Genomic DNA, 21,506 nt, shown 5'->3' with positions numbered 1-21,506 from the left:
AGAGGGGGGCGCCAGGGCCGCTCCCTCAAGAAGATCGGCATAAGGTAGGGATGAGGTGCATGCTGTCATTTCCCGATATAGTGGGCACTCTCGGCGTGGCCTTCGTTCTCTCTGCGTTTTTCGGTTTGCAGGCAGGCCGTTTCGATCCCCAGGGTTGGGGGTATCTGTGCCTCAATCTGGGTGGGGCGAGTGCGATCTTGGTCTCGCTCCTGTTTCACTTCAATTTCGCCTCGTTTCTGATCGAATTGGCGTGGATCGGGATCAGCCTCTTTGGCATCGCCCGACGCCTCCTCACTCGGCGGCGGCCGTCAGCGCCGCGGCAAAGGCGCTCGCCCTGAACGGCTGAAGGTCTTCGACGGTTTCCCCCACCCCGATCGCGTGGATCGGCAGGCCGAACTTGTCCCCCAGTGCCACAAGAACGCCGCCCCTGGCCGTCCCGTCCAGTTTAGTCATGATGAGGCCCGTGATCTTCGCCGTTTCGAGAAACGCCTCGGTTTGAGAGAGGGCGTTTTGCCCCACGGTCGCATCGAGGACGAGAACGGCGTCGTGGGGGGCGCTGTCGTCGAGCTTTTTGACGACCCGCACGATCTTTCCCAGTTCATCCATCAGCTCTCGGCGATTTTGCAGTCGACCGGCGGTATCGATAAGGACGATATCGATCCCCTCGGCCTGCGCTTTGGCGACGGCGTCATAGGCGAGGGCCGCTGGATCGGCGCCCTGTTCCCGACTGATGACGGGCACACCGACACGCTCTCCCCATACGGTCAATTGCTCGATGGCCGCGGCGCGAAACGTATCGCAGGCGGCGAGCAGCACGGATTTTCCCTCGGCGGTGAATTGCTGGGCCAGTTTGCCGATGGTCGTGGTTTTGCCCGCCCCATTGACGCCGGTCATCAGGATGACATGGGGCCCATGGGTGCCGTCGGGGGCCAGTTGGGCCTCCAGGGGGGCCAGCGTGGTTTCGATCTCCCGGGACAGGATGGCTCTGATGTCCTCTCCCGATACTTCTTGGTCGAATTTGTCCTTGGCGAGCTGGGTGATGATCCGTGTCGTTGTGGGGACCCCGATATCAGCCATAATCAACAAATCCTCGAGCTCTTCGAGGGTGTCGTCATCGAGACGTTTCTTGGTGAAGATCGTGCCGATCCCGCCGCTTAATTTGGCGGAGGTCTTGGCAAGACCACTCCTTAGGCGGCCGAAAAAGCCTTTGGGCTTGTCTGTGGGCTGATCCGTGGGCTTCTCTGCGGGCGTATCCGTGGGGCGGTCCGTAGGAGTGGTCGGCGCGGGGGCGGGCGGGTCCGTCACGGGCGCCTCTGAGGCTTCCTCCAGCGGGTCCGCGCTGCTCGCGTCGGCGGGCGGGGCGGCGGGCTCTGGCTCTGGCGCCGCCGGGGCCGTCATCTCCCCCTGGTCATCCTGGGGCACGGCATCGTCCTCAGGGGGCGGAGCGGGCCGGTGGGGGGTGCGCAGCTCTGCCTCATCTTCTAGGGGGGCCGTCTCGGCAAAGACGTTATCGGCAAGTTCATCGGCGGCTACTGCGCGCGCTTCCGCCTCATTCTCGTCACGCGCCGCCTCTTCACGTGCATCGGGTTCCTCATGCGGCGGTCCCGCCTCCGCCGGCGTTTTGTCTTTGCGACCGAACAGCTTGCCGAACAATCCGCGCTTCTCAGCCATGGTCCGCGTCCTTCCTTCCCATGAGGCGTCGGCCCGTATGGCCGGTCACATGGGCCATGATCCGCTCCCCCGCCTGGCCCTCGGCCTCGACCTCGATCTCGGTGAAGTTCGGTAACCGCCCGATGAGATGTGTGCCCGAGGTCTGCTCGATCAGGACCGCTACACGCTGCCCGATCAGTCGATCGAGATGGGCCGCCAGCAAGTCATCCCCGAGGGCGCGCAAGCGCTTGGCGCGGTCCTTGACCACAGCGCGGTCGATCTGCGGCATCCTTGCGGCGGGGGTACCGACCCTGGGAGAGAAGGGAAACACATGCAGGAAGGCGAGGCCGCATCGGGCCGCATGGTCGAGACTGGCGGCGAACATCTCCTCCGTCTCCGTCGGAAAGCCTGCGATCAGATCGGCCCCGAAGGCAAAGTCAGGTCGCGCGGTCCGCAGCCGGTCCGTCAGGTCGATCGCATCGGCGGTCAGATGCCGCCGCTTCATCCGTTTGAGCGTCAAATCGTGCCCCGCCTGAAGCGACAGATGGGCATAGGGCGCCACCCGATCCTCCTCCGTCAATAGGCGGAACAGTCGGTCATCGACTTCGGCGCCGTCGAGGGAGGAAAGACGAAGCGTGATCGCGGCGGGAAGCGAGGTGAGGAGCACTTCGATGGGATCGGCCAGGGTCACCCCGCCTTCGAGGTCATCCCCATAGGAGGTGAGATCGACCCCGGTCAGGACAATTTCCCGAGCACCGGCCGCCACAAGGGCATGGGCTTCCGCCACCGCCTCGGCAATCGGGCGGGATTGGGCCCGGCCCCGGCCCTGGGGGATGATGCAAAAGGTACAGCTATGGTCGCAGCCATTTTGAATGGCGAGGGGCGCGCGGACCGGCTGCGGGGAGCGGGAGAGGGGCGCGGTTGCGCCGGCATAGCTCTCCGGCTTCAGCTTGTCGGCATTGGGGATGAGGTGATCGATCTCCGGCATCGCGGCAAGGCGGTCGCGGTCGGTCTCAACGGCGCATCCCGACACGATCAGCTTGGCCTCGGGGTGATCCTTACGGGCGCGGCGGATGGCCTGGCGGCTCTGACGAACGGCCTCATTGGTGACGGCGCAGGTATTGATCACGACGACGGCGGTGCCTTCCGTGCCGGCAAGCTCGGCCATGCGATCCGTCTCATAGGCATTGAGACGGCACCCAAGACTGACTTGTGTGGCGGCGGAATGTGCGTTCATCGTCGCTATGTGACGAGCGGGGGAGAGCGCGGCAAGGGCTCGGCGCCGAAATGATCCTCTCTTACAGGCGGCCGGTCCTCAAGGCGCGGATATCGCCGGTCATCAGGACGTGGTCGTCCGCCTCCCGCCAGCTGATGTCGAGGGTCCCGCCGGGGAGGGTGACGTCGGCGCGCCGTCCGGTGCGCCGCCGCCGCACGGCGGAGACAAGGGCCGCGCAGGCGGCGGTGCCGCAGGCTTGGGTCAGTCCCGCCCCGCGTTCCCAGGTCCGAAGTCTTATATGGTGGGGATCGGGGACCTCGGCGACGGACACGTTCGCTCCTTCGGGGAACAGGGGGTGGTTCTCAATCAGGGGGCCGAACCGGTCGAGGCGCTGGGCGGCGACATCCTCAACGAAAAAGACGCAATGGGGATTGCCCATACTGACGGCGGAGGGGCCCCAAAGGACGGGATTGTCGATCGGTCCCACCTTGATATCGAGGAACCGCGTATCCTCGCACGCCTCGGCAAGGGGGATGTCCTGCCAGCCAAGGCGGGGGGCGCCCATATCCACCGTCACGCGATGGTCGCCGGCTCTTGTGGCCGTGACCGATCCGGCGGGCGTGCCGAAGATCACCTCATCCGTTCCCTGCTCCTCCATCAAGCGCCAGGCGATACAGCGGGCCGCATTCCCGCAAGCACCCGCGACAGAGCCGTCCCGGTTGAAAATCGTCATGGCGGCGCCCTCGCCCTCAGCGACAAGGCCGATCACCTGATCGATGCGGACCCCCTCGGCCGCTTCGGCGAGCCCCCGCGCCGCGTCTTCACCAAGGGTGCCGCCGCCGCGCAAATCCACAATGATGAAGGCATTCCCGATGCCATCCATCAGCCAATAGCGGCACCCCTCAAGGTCAGCGGATAGTGCGTCTTCCATCAATGCCTCCTCACCGCCAACCGGTCGCCATGCCGACCCAAAGAACAAGGGCACTACCAAGGACCCCGGCGGCTTGCCAGAGGTCGAGGCGCCCCCCGCGTGGATCGAGGCCGTGACCGGCCATTGCTGCGCCAATGACGAGGGGGATGGGGTCAAGGCTGGGGTGCCCACTGACAAAGACGATCGCCAGCACCGCCACCAATTGGGGCCCGCGAAAGCGGCCGGCTTTCGGCCGCAGAAGACTAGGGGCGGTCAGGAGGATCACACAGACGGCGCCGACCAGCCCCCAAAGGCCACCGGGTCCTTCGATGACGGGGGGGAGAGGGTCTTGCCGCGGCGCCATTCCCACCGCCTCAAGATAGAGAAGAACGGCGCCGATCATCGCCGCGGGGGTCAGGATCAGTCCGTAGAACACTCTCATATGTCGGCGGATCAGATGGCGCGGCGCGGCAAGAAACAAGACGGCGAGGAGGGGGAGGAGCCAGTGGCTCCCCCCAGGACCCCCCACCGTGATCGCAGCAAGGGTCAGTCCCAGTAGGGGCAGGGATTGGTCGGGGGCGCGGATCGGCAACAAGGCGATGCTGCGCCAGAGGGCGAAGAAGAGCAGCGGCACTGCGCCATATCCGGTGAGCGCGGGCGCGAGGATCAGCGGATGGCAGGCCAATATCAGCCCCCTTGGTCCCCGGAAACCGGCGCCAAAGACCCCGCCCATCGCCGCGGCGACGAGGGCCGTCAGGCATAACAGGCCGCCGAGCAGTAAGCCCGCTTCTGCGCCAAGTCCGGGGAAGCCGGCGATGAGGCCCCCCACCCATAGGGATAAATCTGTTCCGGGGGCGGCGGTCATCGCGGCCGCGCGCGCCGCCAGAGGCTGATGAAGGTTCGGCGTGACCGCGACACAGATCAGGCCCCCCGCCCACAGCGCCGCAGCCATGCGGCGATCAATCCCCTCCGCCGCCCTTGTCATTGCCGTAGCGTGCTGTGCCACCGCAGGGTCTCCTCAGGGGACAGTCCCCGGCCATGCTTGGTCTTCTCCCAATAGGAGGGACGCCGGATCAATTGCCACAAGGCGCGGTAGGCGGCGACGCTTTGCAAGATCCAATAGAGCGGAGAGAGAACGGCATAGGGGACAAGGTCATGCCATCGGCGGCGCAGGGGGGCGATCATCATCATGTAAAGGTGGAGAAGATTACCCCCAAGGAACGCGGTCAGGGCCAGAACGTTGAGGGGCGTAGGGAATAGACGGGCAATGCCGTCGACGCCCAATATCCAAGCGCCATAGATTGCCCAGGCCACCGGGTTGATCAATGCCGCCAGGACGGTACCGCCGACCACGCCGTGGACGGTCAGGAAATGGCCAAAGCGCCCTGTGCGCGGTGCTCGACGACTGTGGACCAGCCAGGTCTGCATGAACCCTTTCATCCATCGGGTCCGTTGTCGCAGCCATGCGCCGGTCTCATCGGTCGCTTCTTCGAGGGTGGTGGAGTTGAGGAGACGGGTTTCATATCCGGCGCGGTGCAGCCTCAGCCCTAAATCGGCGTCTTCGGTCACGTTGAAGGGATCCCACCCCCCGACCGCCATCAAAATATCTGTGCGAAGAATATTCGATGTCCCGCCCAGCGGCACCGGGGCGCTTAGCGCGGCAAGACCGGGCAGGGTCATGTCGAACAACAGCGCATATTCGAGGGCGAAGAGGCGGGTAAGGATCGTGGTATCGCGGTTATAATAATTGAGGCGGCATTGGAGACAGGCGATGTGATCGGGGAGGGCGGCAAAGGTCCGCGCCGCCAGGGTCAGTTGATCCGGGGCAGGCCGATCCTCGGCGTCATAGATGACGATATAGTCTCCTTTTGCGGTCCAAAGGGCGTGGTTCAGGGCCTTGGGCTTCGTGCGCGGGGCTGAGGGCGGCACAAGGACGAGGTCGAACATGGGGGCACGACAATGGGTCCGTGCCGCCGCGATTGTCGCGCGATCATCCGCCTCGAGAATGATTTTGATGTCGAGCCTTTCACGCGGGTAATCCAAGAGCAGAAGAGAGCCAACGAGGTGGGGCAGGCTCTCCGCCTCGTCATAGACAGGGCATAGGATGGTGAAGGGCGGCAGGCGCTCTTCGGGGGCGATCGGCGGCGGGGGCAGGGTCAAGCGGCGCGGCTGGGCCAGGGACAAGGACAAGACCGCCGATCGCAGCCCCGCCTGGAAGAGGTAGAACAGGGTGACCCCCAGATTGAGGGCGATCAGCTTTTGCAGCGGCCCAATAATAGCGGCGACAAAGAGCAGGGCGGCCAAGAGGACGAAGCTGTTCCGTTGAGACGGCGTGATCCCCAAGCGCGCAGAGGCCGTCGGGTCTTTTTGCCACAAAAAGTCTCTGGCGGCGTCGGCAAGGGCACCGCCGGCCCTGCGCCGTAACCGCTCAAGATCGGCGGCGGACCGGGTACGGATGGACGCATCCTCATGTAGATGCCTCAGCGTCTCTTCAACCGGGCTCACCGCCGTCGTCGCCACGCAATGCCGGCAAGGGGCAAGAGGAGTAAGGAGCAATCAAGCGCCCCCAAGCCTAATGTCGTTCCGATCAGGAGAAGCGTCCCGGCGGCGACGGCGGAAAGGGTTGGCATCATCGTCCCCACCACAGCGCGGCGAAGACCCCTGATTGGGGGGCGTATCCACGGACGGCGAGGTCCTGTTGGGCACCGATTTGCAGATCGGGAAGCTTGGGAAGCGGGAGTAGCGCGGACGCCTCCGCCCTTAAAACGTCGTAGGAGATGCCTTGCGGACCCGCTTCGCTAAGCGCTGCGGTGCCCTGTAGCTTGAGAAGAACGAAAACATCGAGCGGACCCCGCCGCCCCCAAACGATTTCGCCCCGGAGAAAATCCGCATCTTCTCCAAGACTAAGGCGCCATTCGGCGTCCAGGCTCAGAAATCCGGTGGGCCGCGACCATCCCCTGGCCGCGGCGAGGGCGATGGCGGCGTCCGCGCCGCGCGCCTTGTCGTTGAAGACGAGGGATCTGGTTTCGGTTTTCGGCGCATAGGTCACCCGCAGTGCCGCCGGGGATGCCTCGGGGCCGCCCGACCATTGGACCGCCAGATCGATATCCGACATGCCCATCCGTTCGTCATAGGTCTCGGCGGAGATCACGGTCTCCCGCACGCTCGCCGACTTCGCCACGAGCATGAAGCCGCCGACCAGACCGAACTCGGTATAGGTCTCGATCCGCTCTTTCTCCAATTCCTCGCCGCTTTCGGCTGAGGCAACGGTCTCAAGGCGGGTGATAGAGAACAATTCACCGGGGGAGCGCGGCCAAGGCGAGGCCCCTGCGGTGCCTGGACCGGCCCAGAAACAGACGCTCAGCCCGCCCACAATTAAGACGCGAGACTCCACATATCCCTCTCTCAGAACAACCCATAATAAAGGTGTCCGAGCACGCGGAGATTGTCAAAGGCGGGGGGGGACTATACTCCGTAAGGTTTATAAAACAGAACGCACAACCTTGAGTATTTGGGCTGAATACTTGGCCTTATTCGCAAGCGCGTGCCGCCCGCTCCAGGGCGTTGGTGATGCCGAGCAGTGAAAAGGTGTATTCCGTGGCCGTGCCCCGCTGTGACAACGCGGAGACGCGCATCTCGGCGCCCGCCTTCATGGCATTGACGAGCCGGGCTTCGTTCTGGTCACTCTCGACAAAGCCTTCGTCGCCATCGGCAAACATTGTGTATCTGTTGGCGCCGACACGGACACTGGGCTCTGATCCCTCCCGCAAATCATAGCCGGCGAGGAAACTCGGCTGATCTGACGCTTTGCCGCTTTTCCATGTGGCTACGGCAAAAAAGACATCGCCATGATCGACGGATTCGGGATCCCGTTGCGTGGGCTCACTGACAGCATAGCATATCGTGTCGTCGCCAGCGGGCGCCGTATAGACGATCCAATCGCGATAGGTGGCGACTTGGCTGGGATTGGCTTGGGCCGCCGCCACAAGAAGACCGGTCATAAGCGGAAGGAAAGTCATCTTTAGCCTCCAAACTGTCCGCCGCTTCTATGCCAGATCCCGCGTCGACGGAGAAGCCACTTCGGCGAAACAGAGCCTTAAGCCATTTGTGTACGGATCGCCGACGCGGCGATGAACGGACAAATGGCCAGCGCTTGCAGCGAATACGCCGCCATCAGAAGAAGCGGGATCGTTGCCGGTCCCGTTGCGCTTGCCGGGCCGAGGATCAGGACGGGGGTTAGAAGCGGCAGCGCCAAGAACAGGACGAGGGCGGCGCCTCGCCTCATCTTGGCGGCGACCGCGCCGAGCGCCGTGGCGAACAGCGAGACCGCCGGGGTGCCGAGAAGAAAGCCGATCGCGCCGCCCACAATGTTGGGCGCGCCGAGGCTCGCCAAAAGCAATGGAGAGATCAGCGTGATCGGCAAACAGGTCAGCGCCCAGGCGATCAGCGCCTTGACGATCATTACGATTGATAAGGGGACGGAGGTGATGCGGTACAGCAGAAAGGTGTCGCTGTTCTGATCGTCTTCGTGCACCCCATCGAGACCGACGAGAAGACAAAGCAGCGTCGTCAGCCACAAAACCCCCGGCCCCGCGCTGGCCAGGAGATCGGCATCTCGACCGAGGGAAAGGGCGGAGAGGCTGCCCGCGGTGAGGAACAGCCCCAGGGCGGCGGCCCATCCGCCGCGGCGGGCCTTGAGCCGCATCTCCCGAAGGGCAATCGCCCACAGCGCGCCAATCACAGGGTCGCCTCAGCTTGGCCTAGAGCCGGGGCGAGGGTGAGGCGCGCCGCGTCCGGCAGAGGCGATTCATGGGTCGCCATCATAACGATCCCCCCCCGCGCCCGGTGCTGCGCGATGATTTCGAGCAAAAGAATTTGTCCTGCTTGATCGAGTCCTGAAAAGGGCTCGTCGAGCAGCCAACACGGACGCGGCGCGATGACCAGCCGGGCCAAGGCAAGCCGGCGTCGCTGGCCTGTCGACAGCCGCGCCACGGGCTCGGCACGATAAGCGGCGAGACCGAGCCTGTGCAGCGGGTCGGGAACAAGGGGGGGAGGGGCGGCAAAAAGAGCGGCCCAGAAATCGAGGGTTTCACCCAAGGTAAGTAGGGGAGAGAGCCCGTCGCCGCCGCCGACATAATGGAGGCCGCGCGCCCTGAGGGCAGACGCATCCACGGGTTGGCTCCCGTCGTGAAAGCTGACCGCGCCCTCCTGCCCCGAAAGGCCGGCGATCATGCGGAGAAGCGATGTTTTCCCCACGCCATTCGGCCCCTCGATAGAGAGCGCCTGCCCTGGCTTTAGGGTGAAGCTGACCCCCTCGGCCAATACGACATCGCCTCGCGTCACTTGGGCGTCGTCCACATGAACGGACAGGGCATAGGCGGGGATTTTTGCCATAGGATCGAATGACCGCGCCCCTAAGGTCCGTCAACAGGCCATCTTCAGCGTCCCTCGCCCGCCTATTTGTGTCAAAATCGTGCCGAGCGGCGTTGGGAAATTGCGTCCCGCGCCTAAGTCCCATATGCGGAAGCTTTACGCGCCGGGCCGATGGCGGTCCGTGTCTTGCCCCTTTTCGAAAGGAGTCCCCATGATCCCCGGACATGATTCGTTGAAGACGAAGTCGACATTGGAAGTCGGCAACAAGAAATACAGCTATTACGACCTGAACAAGGTCGGTGACCGCCTCGGGGATGTCGGCAAGCTGCCTGTGTCCCTCAAATATCTTCTCGAGAACATGCTCCGTTTTGAGGATGGCCGCACCGTCGACCTCGGCATGGTCGATGCCTTCGGCGACTGGCTGAAGAACGGGGGGAAGAACGCCTACGAAATCGCCTACCGTCCGGCGCGGGTGCTGATGCAGGACTTTACCGGGGTACCGGCGGTGGTCGATCTGGCCGCGATGCGCGACGCCATGAAGGCGCTCGGGGAGGACCCCGAAAAGATCAACCCGCTGGCGCCGGTGGACCTCGTCATCGACCACTCCGTGATGGTCGACTATTTCGGAACCGAACAGGCTTTTGAAAAGAACGTCGATCGGGAATATGAGCGCAATAAGGAGCGCTATGAGTTCCTGAAATGGGGGCAGGGCGCCTTTGCCAATTTCCGCGTCGTGCCGCCGGGCACCGGGATCTGCCACCAGGTCAATCTGGAATATCTTGGTCAGACCGTTTGGACCGCGGGCCATGGGGGCGAGGAGTTTGCCTATCCCGACACGCTGGTCGGCACGGACAGCCACACCACCATGGTGAACGGCTTGGCGATTCTCGGTTGGGGCGTTGGCGGGATCGAGGCGGAGGCCGCCATGCTCGGCCAGCCCGTGTCCATGCTGATCCCCGAGGTCGTCGGGTTCAAGGTCACCGGCAAGATGCCCGAAGGCGCCACCGCCACCGATCTCGTGCTGACCGTCACCAAAATGCTGCGCGATAAGGGTGTTGTCGGTAAATTCGTTGAATTCTACGGGTCGGGTCTCGACAACCTCACCCTTGAGGATCGCGCCACCATCGGGAATATGTCGCCGGAATTCGGGTCGACTTGCGCCTTCTTCCCGGTGGACGAGCAGACCATCGATTATCTCCGTAAAACCGGTCGTGATGAGGACCGCATCGCCCTGGTCGAGGCCTATGCCCGGGCCCAGGGGCTGTGGCGCTTCTCGAAAGCCGAAAATCGGGTGGAGCCTGTCTTCACCGACACCCTTGAGCTCGATCTGTCGACGGTGGTGCCGGTCATTTCGGGGCCGAAGCGGCCGCAGGACAAAATCCTTCTCACCGAAGCGCCAGAGGCGTTCGACGTGGCCCTCGACAAAGAATACGGCAAGCTCGACGAGAAGGGGAAGCAGGTTGCGGTGGAGGGCGAGGATTACACGCTCGGCCATGGCGATGTCTGCATCGCGGCGATTACGTCGTGCACGAACACGTCCAACCCCTCTGTGTTGATCGCTGCCGGTCTCGTCGCCAAAAAAGCGCGCGAGTTGGGGCTGACGCGCAAACCCTGGGTGAAGACATCCCTCGCCCCCGGTTCGCAGGTGGTGACGGATTATCTTGAACGGTCCGGCCTACAGGACGAGCTCGACGGTCTTGGCTTCAATCTCGTGGGGTATGGCTGCACGACCTGTATTGGGAATTCGGGGCCCTTGCCCGAGCAAATTTCCAAGGCGATCCAGGACAACGATCTTGCCGTGGCGTCGGTTCTCTCGGGGAACCGTAACTTCGAGGGCCGGATCAGTCAGGACATCCGGGCGAACTTCCTCGCCTCGCCGCCGCTGGTCGTGGCCTATGCCCTGGCGGGGTCGATGAACATCAACCTGACCAAGGACCCGATTGCTCAGACAGCGGACGGGAAGGATGTGTTCCTCAAGGATATCTGGCCGACCAGTGCCGAAATCGCCGAGGTCGTGTCCAAATGTGTGACGCGCGAAATGTTCATCGAGCGCTATGCGGACGTTTTCAAAGGCGATGCCCATTGGCAGAATATCGAGACCTCGTCGTCCGATACCTATTCCTGGCCATCCTCAACCTATATCGCCAATCCCCCTTACTTCCAGGGCATGTCGTCGCGGCCCAGCGACCCTGAGCCGATCGAGGGCGCTCGGATCCTCGCCCTGCTTGGGGATTCGGTGACCACGGACCACATCTCTCCTGCGGGGGCGATCGCCGAGGAAAGCCCTGCCGGCGCTTATCTTGAGAGCCACCAGGTGCCGCCGCGGGAGTTTAACTCCTATGGCTCGCGTCGCGGAAATCACGAGGTGATGATGCGGGGCACCTTCGCCAATATCCGCATCAAGAATAAAATGCTCGACGGCATTGAAGGGGGGTATACGAAATATGTCCCCACCGACTCGAAAATGGCGATCTACGACGCGGCCATGAAATATAAGGCGGAGAAATCCCCATTGGTCGTTTTTGGCGGTGAGCAATATGGCACGGGGTCGTCCCGTGACTGGGCGGCGAAGGGGACGATCCTCCTCGGTGTCAAAGCCGTCATCGCCCAAAGCTTTGAGCGGATTCACCGCTCGAACCTCATCGGGATGGGCGTCCTCCCCCTTCAATTCAAAGAGGGGGACAGTTGGGAGGCTCTCGGCCTGACCGGGGACGAGCAAGTGACCATCCATGGGGTCGAGAGCCTCTCGCCCCGCGAAGACATGACGGTGACGATCACCTTCGCCAATGGCGATACCAAAGAGGTGACGGTGCTGGCTCGGATCGATACGCAGGATGAGCTCGACTATTATCGTAATGGCGGCATCCTCCATTACGTTATCCGGAAACTGGCCGCCTAACTGGGCAGGGGTGGGGGGAGCCCGCTTTCGGCGGCGCCTCCTTCAAGACCGATCAAAGGGGCACCTTCGGGTGCCCCTTTTTTCATGGGCGTGATGGTGTTGAGGGGGCTGCGGCGAAGGGGGCGTTGAGCTCTCTGCCTCCCGCCGATCGTGGGGGGAGCGGCGTTCTTCAACAGGGGGGAACCAATCGCGCCACGCCTCGTTATCTGGGGATGGTTCTCATAACATGGGTTATTATTGCGCTCACGCTCGCGGGCTGTCATCAGCCGACAGATTTGCCGCGAGCGGCCGCCCCCATAACGCTCCTCGCCGACAGCGGGGGAAGCGGAGACGCGGGAAGCGGAGATGGGGGCCTTTCCTCACCGCTGGGTGAACGGACGCAACAGGGCCGGTGAGGCCAGGCGCTGCCCCGATTCAGGGCGCGCTGACGTAATCGACTTGCAGGAGCCGACTGACTGGCTGCGCAAGGCCGGGGCCGGTGACTTCAAGCTCAAGATTGAGCGCGCCCCCGGGCATGCCCGTGCCGGCCGGGGTTTGGAAGATGGCATTCTTCGCATCGGCCACCGTCTTGGGCGCTTGTGTCCCCCCAGGGCTGAAGATCAGGAAATACGTGACCTTTTTCAGCGTGTAGGTGAGGCCGTCCATCTCCGCGAAGGGGATCGACAACGTTTGCTCGCCCACAAAGCTGATTCCGGGAGATCCCCCCGAAAAATAGGTGTCCCCGTCAATCGGAAAGGTTTTGCCGAACAGGACAACCTTCTCGCCGGGGAGGGAAAGACCGATACCGCCCCCTGGTGAGTAGGAAGTGCCTGGGCCCGACGTCAGGCTGGCGACGTCGAACTGAATATTCAGCTCATCGAGATAGTGATTGAAGCGCTCGGCCTGGTCGAGCAGCCGGGCGCCTTTCCGGGCCTCTGTGGCCACGTCCTCAAAAGTGCGAAGGGCCACCCGGTCGATGGTCATGCGATAGGCGCGCGCGGTCGTCAGGCGGTAATCCTTGGTCATACCGAGCGGCATGATCCGTTTCTCGATCGTGGGGTCGAGGGCCGGAAACTCAACCTCTGGAATTGACGGCGGTGGCGCCATACCCAGTACGGCCGCCAGTGTCATGAAGATGCTCATCACTCGTGTCCCCCTCAAAGAGCGATCGTCTTTCCTTCGGGGAACCCTCAAGAGTCGGCAAGGGCGAGGCGCACCTCAAATGACCGTCCCTATTTTACGGCCACCCCCATCGCCGCATTGCGGCGCGGGCAGAGGAGCCGTAGATCGCAGCGATGACCGACCTCTCCCACATCCGCAATTTCTCGATCGTCGCGCATATCGACCATGGCAAATCGACCCTCGCCGATCGCCTTATCCAGGTGACCGGGGGGCTGAGTGACAGAGAGATGAAAGAGCAGGTGCTCGACAATATGGAGCTTGAGCGGGAGCGCGGGATCACGATCAAGGCGCAGACGGTGTCTCTCAGCTATACTGCGCGGAACGGCAAAACCTATCAGCTCAATTTGATCGATACGCCCGGGCATGTCGACTTCGCCTATGAGGTCAATCGCAGCCTTGCCGCCGTCGAGGGGTCCTTGCTGGTCGTGGATGCAAGCCAGGGGGTCGAGGCGCAGACCCTCGCCAATGTTTACCAAGCGATCGAGGTCGATCATGAGATCGTACCTGTCCTCAACAAGATCGATCTGCCCGCCGCCGAGCCCGAACGCATCAAGGAACAGATCGAGGATGTGATTGGCCTCGATGCCTCCGAGGCGGTGCTGATCTCCGCCAAGACCGGTCTTGGCATCGAAGATGTCCTTGAGGCGATCGTCAATCGTCTGCCCCCGCCCGAGGGGGACAGGGAGGCCGCCCTCAAAGCGATGTTGGTGGACAGTTGGTACGACCCCTATTTGGGGGTCGTCGTGCTGGTCAGGGTGGTCGATGGTAGCCTCAAAAAGGGTCAGCGGATCAGAATGATGGCCGCCAAGGCGACGTACACCGTCGACAATGTTGGAAAATTCACGCCGCATCGGCAAATGGTCGAAACCCTGGGCCCTGGGGAAATCGGCTTCATCACCGCCTCAATCAAAGAAGTGGCGGACACCAATGTCGGCGATACGATCACCGACGAAAAGCGGCCGGCCGAGACCGCGCTGCCCGGCTTCCGTCCCTCCCAGCCCGTGGTCTTTTGCGGCCTCTTTCCGGTGGATTCGGCGGAGTTCGAAGATCTGCGAGATGCCATAGGAAAGCTTAGGCTGAACGATGCCAGTTTCGAATTCGAAATGGAAACATCCGCGGCGCTTGGCTTCGGTTTCCGGTGTGGTTTCCTCGGGCTCTTGCACCTTGAGATCATCCGTGAGCGGTTAGAGCGAGAATTCAATATCGACCTCATCACCACCGCTCCTTCCGTGGTCTATCATATGTATCGGACGGACGGCGAGATGGAGGAGCTGCATAATCCCGCTGATATGCCGGACCCGGTTCATATCGATCATATTGAGGAGCCGTGGATCAAGGCGACCATTCTGGTGCCAGACGATTATCTCGGTGCCGTCCTGAAATTGTGCGAAGAACGGCGGGGCATTCAGCAGGATCTCACCTATGCGGGGAACCGCGCCATGGTGGTCTATGAACTCCCCCTGAACGAGGTGGTGTTCGACTTTTACGACAGGCTGAAATCCATTACCAAAGGCTATGCGAGCTTTGACTATCAGATCATCGGCTACCGCCAGGATGACTTGGTGCGTATGCAGATCCTGGTGAATGAAGAGCCGGTGGACGCTCTGGCCATCATCGTCCACCGCTCAAAGGCCGAGGCGCGGGGGCGGGTGATGTGCGAAAAGCTGAAGGAGCTTATTCCCCGCCATCTGTTCAAAATCCCGATCCAGGCCGCGATTGGGGGGCGGGTAATCGCCAGGGAAACGATCGGCGCGATGCGCAAGGATGTCACGGCGAAGTGCTATGGGGGCGATGCGACGCGCAAGCGCAAATTGTTGGAAAAGCAAAAAGCTGGGAAGAAGAAGATGCGGCAATTCGGGCGCGTCGAGATTCCGCAAGATGCTTTCATCAATGCGCTGAAGATGGACAGTTAGGATCCGCGTCGATCGAAACAGGGACAGCCTCTTGTCTGTTGGGAAAAAACGCCTCGGCCTCCCCCCGTCGTCCCGCCGGTCCTACCGCCCCACAGGCCTGAACTGACCTGTTTTGGCGCAGCTCAATGACAGTCGACCTGACATTTCGGCCATGACTTCGACCCTTAGTTGCGCTATGCTGAGTAGACGGGTTATCCAGAGGACACCTTTATTAACAATCATGTAGATTGGTTAGTGTTCCCGCCCGTGAGTAGGGAGATTCTCAATGTTAAAGTCGATTTTGCTGGCCGCCGCAGCGAGCAGCGCCGTTGCGGCAGGGACCGCTTTCGCTCAGTCTTCGGAGAGCGTCTGGCCTGAAGCCGTCGTTACACGATCATTGGACGATGCCCCTGCGTCCTTTGCCCGATCGGCCTCGACGCCGGCGGAGCGGATCAAGGCCTATCTGGCCGCCCGGGGTGAAATCGATGCGGCGACGGACCTTGAATTGGTCACCAGCCATACGTCGAAATTCGGTCGCCTCCATCAGATCTTTCAGCAAAGGATTGAAGGGCGGCGTGTCTACGGGGCTGTGGTCAAAGCCAATTTCGATGAGACATCGACCCTCCTGAAACTGTTCCGGCGCGTTCAGGCCCGTAAGGGACAGACGTTGGACAAGCCGGCCATTACCGCCGAGGAGGCCTTGGCAATTGTGGTGGCGCGGCATTTCCCCAACGCGCCGACGGTCTCCCCCACTGGAAGCGAGGGCACCGTAACGATGTTCTCCGAGGCGCCGTTCTTCTACACGCCGCCGAGCGTGGAAGAGGTGTTGATCTCTCGCGGTGCCCGTCTTGTCTCCGGATTTGAGGTCACGGTGTGGAGTGCGGACACGAATGAGCTCTACAAGACCTTGGTGGGGCCTGCGGGGCGAATCCTGAATATCGAAGATCGGACCGCGAACGATACCTACGCGATTTTTGCCGATCATCCCGGGGTCAGTCCGCAGACGGTGGTTTCCGGCCCCGGCACTGGCAATGTCGAGTCGCCCAATGGATGGCTCGGCCCGGTGTCACAGTTCGAATACAGCATTCAGGGGAATAATGTTCACGCCTATCTCGACCGGGATAATTCGAACTCCCCCGATGCGGGCGGCACGGAAATCACGACGGGCGATTTTGTCGCCGGGGCCGATCTGACGCTTGATCCGACCGATGCGGTCAACCAAGCCGTCGCCGTTCAGAACCTGTTCTATTTCAACAATGTGATTCACGATCGGCTCTACCGCCACGGGTTTGTCGAGGGCGCAGCGAACTTCCAGGAAGACAATTTCGGCCTTGGGGGGGCGGGGTCCGACTCCGTCAACGCCGAGGCGCAGGATGGCGGCGGGGTCAACAATGCAAATTTTGCGACCCCTGGGGATGGCTTCAATCCACGGATGCAAATGTATTTGTGGAACCGGTCGTCACCGTGGCGGGACGGCGATCTCGACTCCGACATTATCTGGCATGAATATGGCCATGGCCTGACCTGGCGGATGATCGGCAGTATGTCCGGGTCGGTCTCCGGCGCGATTGGTGAGGGGATGTCCGACGTTCTCTCCATTCTTATCAATGACAATGATGTGGTCGGTGAGTACTCCGTGAACGATGCTCGCGGCATCCGGTCGGCGGCCTATACAAACTATCCCCGGACTATCGGCGATTTCAGCGGCAGATCAGTTCATTTCGATGGGGAGATCTACGCCGCGACGATCTGGGCCCTGAAGGGTCTGTTCGAGGACGACGGGCTCAGCGTCGATACGCTTCTCGACACGATTGTCGAGGGGATGAATTTCACGGCGCCGGGGCCGACCTATCTCGACATGCGGGATGGCCTTTTGGACGCAGCGCCCGAAGCGCAGGATTGCCTGGTCTGGGAAGCGTTCGCGCAATATGGGATGGGCGATGGGGCTATCTTCGAGAGCACCTTCTTCAGCGTCAATATCGAGGAAAGCTTCGATTTGCCGGTTGCCTGCGGGGGCGGCGAGGACCTACCCCGCGTGACGGACATTACCGTGGACTCGGTCTTCCTCAACAATTGGGTGTGGCAGGCTGAAGCGGCGGTCACGGTCGAAGACCCAGAGGGGGTCCCCCTTGAAGATGTGCTGGTCGTGGGGGATTGGCGCGGCAAGACATCGTCCTGCCGGACCGATCTCGCCGGGCAATGCACGATCGTGGCGAATTTCTTCCGCTGGGTCCCCAGTGTTGATTTCACCGTCCAATCCCTGGACCGGCAGCCGGTCGCGGGCGACGTTCTGACGGCGTCAGTTTCTCGGCCTTAAGGCGCAGAGGACGAACGGGCAGCGCCAAGGCGGGCGTCCCCGCCTTGGCCTCTATGGTCACGAGGTGATGGTGTTCCGCATGGTGACGGTTGCCGTCATGCCATCGGGCAGAATCCCACCGAAGGGGGCGAGCTTTTCGAGTTCGTTTTTCGTGACGCTGATGCTGACCACAACATTCTGATCGGTGGGATCGCCAACCGTCGCGGGGTCGACCGAAACGGTCACGTCGATCCCTAAGGCATCCTCAGCCTGATCTTCGGCATAATCTTTCGCTTCGGTCTCGTTAAAATAGCCGAGGGCCAGGCCACGGGCCGCCTCGCGGGCGTAGAGATAATTCGTTTCTCGAACATGGAAGACCATGCCCCCGCTGAAAACGCCGGTCATCAACAGGATAAAGACCGGGCAAACGAGGGCGAATTCGACCGCCGCGCTGCCGCGCTGATTACCGAAAAAGGAAAAGGATCGCTTCGAATGTCGTCGTGCCCGCATCTCGATGCCCCACTATCTTGACCGATATAGGAGAACTTCCTTTGCAAGTTGTGTAGCTGGGGAGCGGTAACCTTAATGAGGCGCGTGCGACCAATGGGGGCTTTAGGGGAGTGTTTAGGCTTCCGACGGATCGCCAAGGATCAGGGAAAGACCGGCAGCGCGGCCTCGTTCAAGCCGAACGCATCGAGAATGGTCTTCGGCACACGGCGTTCCGGGCGGCGCGTTTCGGCATTCAGCAGCACCCATATGGTTTCAGCGCGGACCGACCAACGAGCGGACCCGTTGACCTTGATCTCGGTATGGCGCTTGAACCGCGGCCCTTTTAGCGCGCCGAGCCAGGTTCTAATCTCAACCTCCTGATCGGGCAGCACAGGCTCCCGATAGTCGACTTCGTGGCGCAGACAGATCCATACATATCGGCGAGACATCTCCGCATCGGCAATGCCGAGCCAATGGGCAACCGCGGCGTCCTGGATCCAGCGCACATAGACGGCGTTGTTCACATGTCCCAGAGCGTCGATATCTGCCGGCTCGGGCCGCCGGTGGCTGATGACCGCCGTTTGATCGCTTATGGCCCCGCGAAGGACCGCAGTCGGATCAGGGTCGGGGCGGTTGGTCACTCCGCCTCCCCGAAATTTGTCATGATCAGATCCTCAAGGTCGTCAAGGGCGGCCGCTGCGTCCTGGCCCTTTGCCTCGATGGTAATCTCCGCGCCCCTTGCCGCGCCGAGCATGAGGAGGGCCATCAGAGAACAGCCGCCCACCGTATGATGATTATAGGTGACCTCGATGGTGGCCGTGTGACGGGCCGCCCTCTCGCAGAATCGAGCGGCGGCTCTCGCATGAAGGCCGCGCATATTCTGGACACGAACAACTTTGCTGAGTGTCTGGGTCACGTCTCTGTTTTTTTGCCGGTCAGTTCCCATGAGGCCACCCGAATATATTTCCGACCGGCCTCATAGGCGGCCTCGACGGCATCCTCGATCGAGGTTTTGGTGCGGAAGGAGGCGGGCGCGAGCTTGATGAGCATCGGCAGATTGACCCCTGCAATCACCTCGCCCAGGTGACGCCCCGCAACCGCAATAGCAAGATTTGACGGGGTGCCGCCGAACATGTCGGTGAGCACGATGGCGCCGTTCTCGCCGCCGGCCGTCTGCATGGCGTTTCGGATGTCTTCGCGCCGCTGCTCCATATCGTCGTCAGGGTCGATACAGACCGTTTCGATCCCAGGCTGCGGTCCGATCACGTGCTCCGCGGCCGCCACCAATTCCTTGGCAAATTGACCGTGGCTGACGATCACGATTCCGATCATGGCAACGCCCTTATTTTTCCAATCCGCCTATTTCGACCGATGACCGGCGGGATTGTCCAGCCCTTTGCGTATTTCCGAACCGAGGAAAAGGCGCAAACCCGCGGCGCCGACGCGCCAGGGAAAGAGCGGCAGGTCGGGCGCCATTGGTCCCAAAGGCTGCCACCTGGCCGGATCAGGCAGGCGCCGCTCCACCGTGGTGACGAGGCGCAACGCCAGATGCAGCGGCATATTCTGTCGGTAGGGGAGGGAGACGATGCTCGTCCCCCGAATTTCCGCGCGCCCCGCGAGGGAGGGGGGAGGCGAGGCAGAGAGGCCCTGCGCCGACGCACGCAGCGTCACCTGATCATCACTGATCAGGGCGCTTCTGCCGAAAGGGCAAGCTTCGATCCAACGAAGCGCGGTCTCTGTTTTGCCGATCCCGCTCGGGCCCAATAGGATGACACCGACGAGCGGTGCGCCCGCTGAGATCGCCACGGCCAGTGCTGTCCCGGCGACAATGCAGGGCCTGTCGCTCACCGGTCGGTGCTCAACAGGGGGAGAAGGACGGTAAAGCGTGCGCCCCGTGGGGGGCCGGCCCCGTCGCCTCGCCGGTTTTCGGCCCAGATATTCCCGTCATGGCTCTCGACGATCTGACGACTGATCGCCAATCCGAGGCCTGAATTATTGCCGAACTGCGCGCCCTCGGGCCGCTTGGTATAAAAACGCTCAAAAATGCTTTCGAGATTCTCCTCGGGGATCCCCGGCCCTTCGTCCTCCACGGACAATATCGCCAACTGCCCCCCCTCACGCGCTTCCACGACCAGGCTGATCCGGACGGCGCCTCCCTCCGGGCTGAACGACAAGGCGTTGTCCATCAAATTACGAAGCACCTGGCCGAGCGTTCCTGGGGAGCCGATCAGATAGGCCGGATCCGCTGGTTCTTTCTCAATATGGATCTTTGGGCGATCGCCCTGATCATCGCGCGACGTGTAGGTCGCCACAACATCACGGAGCAATTGTCGCAGGTCGACGATATCCCGCTTCTCCCGCGCCAATTCCGCGTCCAGCCGGGAGGCATTTGAAATATCAGTAATCAGACGATCCATCCGGGCGACATCTTGCTTGATCACGGCCAAGAGGCGGGCGCGCGCCTGTTCGGTCTTGGCGATGTCGAGGGTTTCAATCGCGCTGCGGATCGACGTCAAAGGATTTTTGAGCTCGTGGCTCACATCGGCGGCGAAATGCTCGATAGCTTCGATGCGGTCGTAAAGGGCAGCGGTCATGGATTTGAGGCTTCGCGCCAATTCGCCAATATCGTCCCGACGATTAGGAAACTCAGGAATGCGTCGGCGTGATGAACCCCGAAGGCCCACCCGCACGCTGTCCGCTGCGCGCGCTAATCGCCTGATCGGTGTGGCGATATTCATGGTCAGGAGGATTGAGAGGATCACCGCCACGATCAAGGCGACAAGAGAAAAGCTAAGGAGGGCAGCGCGGGCCGAACTCAAGACTTCGTCAATGCCACCGATTTCCGCCGTGACAACGCCGTAAATCGCCTGAACTTTCCGTATCGGAACCGAAACGCTAGCCACCAGCTCATTGTCTTCGTTATAGCGTAATGAGGCGGCGCCGCGTTGGGCGTTGATCCCTGTGCTGCGGAAGGCGCGAGTCAGTTCGTCCTCGAGGCGCCGCTGCTGTGCTGTCGACCGCAGGCCCGGATCGACAAAAATATCGAGGAAGAGCCCTCGGGCTTGACGAAGACGGGTTCGAAGGCGATCGGCCGGTCCTTGTGTGAGATCGGGCAGCTCCACGGCCTCGATCGCCCCAGCACGCAGCACCTGATCTTCAAGCAAGATGGCGCGGGGATCGGAAATCGGCCCCCCATCGTAATCTTCCGGCGTCTCGAAAATCCGTACGCGGCCTTCAAAGCTCGGCCAGACGCGGGTGAAAATGGCGTTGACGCTCTCCCGATCCAGGCTGACTTCGCAAGGGGCGACATCCTGGTCGGCGGTGACGATGTCGCAATCGGCATCTTCGGCCGCCACGGTCGCCATGATCGAGGCGATCACCTGGGCCTGGGCCCTGACCGCTTCGAGCTTGGCGTCGATCAGGCCATCGCGATATTGGGTCACCCGAAAGGACCCCATCATCAGGATAGTCAGGCCAAAAAGCTGGGTGAGGAGGATGGTGACCGTCAGCCGCGAAATCGGCAAGCGACCTGTGTCGTCTCGAAAACCGAACGAGCGCCGTCGCGGGGCGGGGGCCACCGCGGGGCGCGTGGGAGGGGACATCTGATCCTCTTCTCCGGC

The 21,506-nt window shown here is 62.1% G+C and carries 21 protein-coding genes; 4 read left to right on the top strand and 17 right to left on the bottom strand.

Features of this window, described 5'->3' with window-relative positions; genetic code table 11:
- The first annotated feature begins 59 nt into the window (after positions 1-59).
- The gene (locus tag PB2503_RS03610; protein ID WP_013299865.1) at positions 60-338 is read left to right on the top strand and encodes a CBU_0592 family membrane protein; all 279 of its coding nucleotides are present in this window, start codon (positions 60-62) and stop codon (positions 336-338) included.
- Here PB2503_RS03610 and ftsY read toward each other — a convergent pair.
- The 10 genes from ftsY to ccmA form a co-directional block, all read right to left on the bottom strand.
- Positions 292-1,671 (bottom strand): signal recognition particle-docking protein FtsY, encoded by a 1,380-nt coding sequence (gene ftsY, locus PB2503_RS03605; RefSeq protein ID WP_013299864.1) that lies wholly within the window; start codon positions 1,669-1,671, stop codon positions 292-294. The two genes, PB2503_RS03610 and ftsY, sit on opposite strands and share 47 nt — an antisense overlap.
- Positions 1,664-2,887 (bottom strand): MiaB/RimO family radical SAM methylthiotransferase, encoded by a 1,224-nt coding sequence (locus PB2503_RS03600; RefSeq protein ID WP_041534874.1) that lies wholly within the window; start codon positions 2,885-2,887, stop codon positions 1,664-1,666. The genes ftsY and PB2503_RS03600 overlap by 8 nt, the downstream gene beginning before the upstream one ends.
- Positions 2,888-2,948: 61 nt before the next feature.
- Entirely contained in the window at positions 2,949-3,797 is an 849-nt protein-coding gene (gene dapF / locus PB2503_RS03595; protein WP_013299862.1) for a diaminopimelate epimerase, read from the bottom strand.
- Positions 3,798-3,807: 10 nt separating this feature from the next.
- Positions 3,808-4,782: a hypothetical protein gene (locus PB2503_RS03590; RefSeq protein WP_148235184.1), complete on the bottom strand. Its 975-nt coding sequence runs from the start codon at positions 4,780-4,782 to the stop codon at positions 3,808-3,810.
- Positions 4,758-6,281: a glycosyltransferase family 2 protein gene (locus PB2503_RS03585; protein WP_049781976.1), complete on the bottom strand. Its 1,524-nt coding sequence runs from the start codon at positions 6,279-6,281 to the stop codon at positions 4,758-4,760. Before PB2503_RS03585 ends, PB2503_RS03590 begins: the two co-directional genes overlap by 25 nt.
- Positions 6,278-6,409, bottom strand: coding sequence for a hypothetical protein (locus tag PB2503_RS15025; protein WP_274377716.1), 132 nt, complete (start codon positions 6,407-6,409; stop codon positions 6,278-6,280). Before PB2503_RS15025 ends, PB2503_RS03585 begins: the two co-directional genes overlap by 4 nt.
- The gene (locus tag PB2503_RS03580; protein ID WP_013299859.1) at positions 6,406-7,170 is read right to left on the bottom strand and encodes a hypothetical protein; all 765 of its coding nucleotides are present in this window, start codon (positions 7,168-7,170) and stop codon (positions 6,406-6,408) included. Before PB2503_RS03580 ends, PB2503_RS15025 begins: the two co-directional genes overlap by 4 nt.
- A gap of 136 nt (positions 7,171-7,306) precedes the next feature.
- Positions 7,307-7,795, bottom strand: a complete 489-nt coding sequence (locus tag PB2503_RS03575; RefSeq protein WP_041534873.1) for an invasion associated locus B family protein — start codon at positions 7,793-7,795, stop codon at positions 7,307-7,309.
- Positions 7,796-7,872: 77 nt separating this feature from the next.
- Positions 7,873-8,517 carry a heme exporter protein CcmB gene (locus PB2503_RS03570; RefSeq protein WP_013299857.1) on the bottom strand — a complete coding sequence of 215 codons (645 nt, stop codon included), beginning with the start codon at positions 8,515-8,517 and terminating at the stop codon, positions 7,873-7,875.
- A complete protein-coding gene (gene ccmA / locus PB2503_RS03565; protein ID WP_013299856.1) occupies positions 8,514-9,170 on the bottom strand; it encodes a heme ABC exporter ATP-binding protein CcmA in 657 nt (218 codons plus the stop codon). The genes PB2503_RS03570 and ccmA overlap by 4 nt, the downstream gene beginning before the upstream one ends.
- Before the next feature lie 190 nt (positions 9,171-9,360).
- On the opposite strand from ccmA, the gene acnA reads away from it, so the two are divergent.
- The gene (gene acnA, locus PB2503_RS03560; RefSeq protein WP_013299855.1) at positions 9,361-12,048 is read left to right on the top strand and encodes an aconitate hydratase AcnA; all 2,688 of its coding nucleotides are present in this window, start codon (positions 9,361-9,363) and stop codon (positions 12,046-12,048) included.
- Between the two features lie 414 nt (positions 12,049-12,462).
- On the opposite strand, the gene PB2503_RS03555 is transcribed toward acnA, so the two are convergent.
- On the bottom strand, positions 12,463-13,170 hold the full coding sequence (locus PB2503_RS03555) for a hypothetical protein (protein WP_013299854.1): 708 nt from the start codon (positions 13,168-13,170) through the stop codon (positions 12,463-12,465).
- Between the two features lie 152 nt (positions 13,171-13,322).
- Between PB2503_RS03555 and lepA the strand changes: the two genes are divergently transcribed.
- On the top strand, positions 13,323-15,122 hold the full coding sequence (gene lepA / locus PB2503_RS03550) for a translation elongation factor 4 (RefSeq protein WP_013299853.1): 1,800 nt from the start codon (positions 13,323-13,325) through the stop codon (positions 15,120-15,122).
- Between the two features lie 265 nt (positions 15,123-15,387).
- On the top strand, positions 15,388-17,418 hold the full coding sequence (locus tag PB2503_RS03545; protein ID WP_013299852.1) for a M36 family metallopeptidase: 2,031 nt from the start codon (positions 15,388-15,390) through the stop codon (positions 17,416-17,418).
- Between the two features lie 57 nt (positions 17,419-17,475).
- Here the strand turns inward: PB2503_RS03545 and PB2503_RS13760 are convergent, their stop codons facing one another.
- The 6 genes from PB2503_RS13760 to PB2503_RS03515 form a co-directional block, all read right to left on the bottom strand.
- A complete protein-coding gene (locus PB2503_RS13760; protein WP_013299851.1) occupies positions 17,476-17,907 on the bottom strand; it encodes a TadE/TadG family type IV pilus assembly protein in 432 nt (143 codons plus the stop codon).
- A 140-nt stretch (positions 17,908-18,047) separates the two neighbouring features.
- Positions 18,048-18,527: an acyl-CoA thioesterase gene (locus PB2503_RS03535; protein ID WP_013299850.1), complete on the bottom strand. Its 480-nt coding sequence runs from the start codon at positions 18,525-18,527 to the stop codon at positions 18,048-18,050.
- A complete protein-coding gene (locus PB2503_RS03530) occupies positions 18,524-18,802 on the bottom strand; it encodes an HPr family phosphocarrier protein (RefSeq protein WP_013299849.1) in 279 nt (92 codons plus the stop codon). Before PB2503_RS03530 ends, PB2503_RS03535 begins: the two co-directional genes overlap by 4 nt.
- Positions 18,799-19,218 carry a PTS sugar transporter subunit IIA gene (locus PB2503_RS03525; protein WP_013299848.1) on the bottom strand — a complete coding sequence of 140 codons (420 nt, stop codon included), beginning with the start codon at positions 19,216-19,218 and terminating at the stop codon, positions 18,799-18,801. Before PB2503_RS03525 ends, PB2503_RS03530 begins: the two co-directional genes overlap by 4 nt.
- 27 nt (positions 19,219-19,245) lie before the next feature.
- Complete coding sequence (locus PB2503_RS13755; RefSeq protein ID WP_158305816.1) at positions 19,246-19,734, bottom strand: HPr kinase/phosphorylase; 489 nt, start codon at positions 19,732-19,734, stop codon at positions 19,246-19,248.
- A complete protein-coding gene (locus PB2503_RS03515; protein WP_013299846.1) occupies positions 19,731-21,488 on the bottom strand; it encodes an ATP-binding protein in 1,758 nt (585 codons plus the stop codon). Before PB2503_RS03515 ends, PB2503_RS13755 begins: the two co-directional genes overlap by 4 nt.
- Positions 21,489-21,506 lie beyond the last annotated feature (18 nt).

It is taken from the genome of Parvularcula bermudensis HTCC2503, assembly GCF_000152825.2.
Taxonomy (GTDB): domain Bacteria; phylum Pseudomonadota; class Alphaproteobacteria; order Caulobacterales; family Parvularculaceae; genus Parvularcula; species Parvularcula bermudensis.
The sequence above is the reverse complement of the archived record's forward strand: the minus strand, read 5'-3'. Positions and strand labels throughout refer to the sequence as shown.